Genomic DNA, 1,891 nt, shown 5'->3' with positions numbered 1-1,891 from the left:
GCCTGCTCGGTCGCGCCCTGCGACAGCTGCTCGGCACTCGCCGACAGCTCCTGGCTGCCAGCCGACACGTTGTGCGCTGCGGTCAGGGCTTCAGCGACGATCTGCCGGAGCTTGTCCACCATGTGCTCGAGCGCGATGCCGAGCTTGTCCTTGTCGGAGGCGCGCCTGGTCTCGACGGTGAGATTTCCGTGCGCGATCTCGTCGGCGATGCCTGCCATCACGTTAAGGTTCTGCGTCATGGCATTGAGCGATTTGACCAGATCGCCGATCTCGTCGTCGCTACGTACCTCGATCGTCTGGCTCAGGTCGCCGATGGCCACGGCGTCGGCAAGGCCGACGGCGCGAGCCAGCGCCCTGCTGATGCTGAGTGCGATCCAGGTCGCCGAGACGACAGCGATCACCAGCGCGCCGATGATGATGCTGACCATCAGCGTCTTGGCGAAGCTTGCCCCGCGCGCTCCGTCTTCGGCAACCTCGGCCATCTGTCGTTCGTTCTGCTGAACGTATTGCTCGATCATATCGAGGCTATCGTTGAACGCCTTGCGGCCATCCCCGTTGGCGATCGCTATCGCTTTGACGTTGCCGGCTTCCGCAGCAAAGTTGGCAGCCTTTTCGACCGCCTTGCTCAACCGCTCGAGCTCCCCCTTGATCGCGCCGCTGGAAGGCCCGGCCTGCTCGCCGGCGATCTTCACCAGATCCGCCTTGACGGCGGCGAGCCTTTGCTGGGCCTCTTTCAAGTCAGCGTCGATATCCTGGACGTTCGCACTCGTATAGGCGGAGATGATGGCGCGCGACAGCCGCGCGGCATCGAGCCTTGCGGTCAACAGCGCCGTGACCATGCGCTGGCTGTCGGACGCATCCTTGTTCAGCTCACCAACGATCGAATCGAGTGTCGCGTCGAGCTCGCGCGTCGCCGGCTGCCCCTCGCCGCGCCATACCTCGGCGGCCTTGTTGTTCGAATTGAGGAGCGCGAATTTGCTGGCCTGATCCTCGAGTTCGTTCATGCGCTTGATGGAGCTGGTGGCCTGGTCGAGGATGCGCCGGCCGGACTCGCTCGCGCGGCCATAGAGCTCGTCGCGCAGCTTGAGCACCTTGTCGCGGCGCGCCGTCATCGTGTTGTAGTAGTCCTGGATATCCTTGTCCGTGATCGCGTTGATCATACGGGTTTCGGACCGCTGCTGGCCCTGGATGCCGTTCATGAGATCGCCCGCCATCTTGAGGCGGCCGGCCTGTGCGACCGTGCGCTGCTCCGCCTCACTCAGCGAGGAGAGGTTCATGTAGGCGATGCCGCCCATGATCATCGAGAGCGTAACGACGACACCGAAAGCGCCGGCCAGCTTGGCCTTGATCGTGAATCTCATGTCCAGACATCCAATTTCCATCGCAGGAGGCCGTCCGCAGACGACCCCGCGTGCCACTAACGTTGAAATTCGCGGTCGCGGGCATCGCTGGCCTCGCTCATGTCGAAGGCGAAGCCGCCGCCGCTCGAGGCCATGACGCCGCGCCCAGTCGTTGGCCTTGCAACCGGCTTCCGCGGCGCATTATGGGCGTCCCGGTTTGCGGCGGCCATGCTGGCGGCCTTGGCCCTCAGCTGGCCAACAGCGCGATCAATCGTGGGGACCGCCGGCGCAGCAATGCCAGCGTCGGAGGACCGATCGATGCGGAAGAAGGCGATGGTCGACTGCAGCTGCTCGGCCTGCGAGGCGAGTTCCTCCGAGGTCGAGGATACCTGCTCGGATGCACTCGCATTCTGCTGACCGACCTTGTCGAGCTGCTGAATGGCCTGGTTGATCTGGGCCGCCCCGATGTCCTGTTCGCGGCACGCGGCCGTGATCTCCACCACCAGCTCCGCCGTCTTCTTGATGTCAGGCACCAGCTTGGACAGCATCCC

General features: G+C 64.3%; 1 protein-coding gene and 1 pseudogene. Both read right to left on the bottom strand.

From position 1 onward, the window contains the following. Positions 1-1,361 (bottom strand): HAMP domain-containing protein (locus ACQR1Y_RS34620; protein ID WP_434894337.1); only part of this gene is annotated, 1,361 nt, incomplete at its 3' end. A 56-nt stretch (positions 1,362-1,417) separates the two neighbouring features. Then, positions 1,418-1,891, bottom strand: a pseudogene (locus tag ACQR1Y_RS34615) (methyl-accepting chemotaxis protein); the annotation flags it as partial.

Origin of the sequence: Bradyrhizobium sp. HKCCYLRH3099 (assembly GCF_051167855.1) — a bacterium.
Classification (GTDB): Bacteria; Pseudomonadota; Alphaproteobacteria; order Rhizobiales; family Xanthobacteraceae; genus Bradyrhizobium.
The sequence above is the reverse complement of the archived record's forward strand: the minus strand, read 5'-3'. Positions and strand labels throughout refer to the sequence as shown.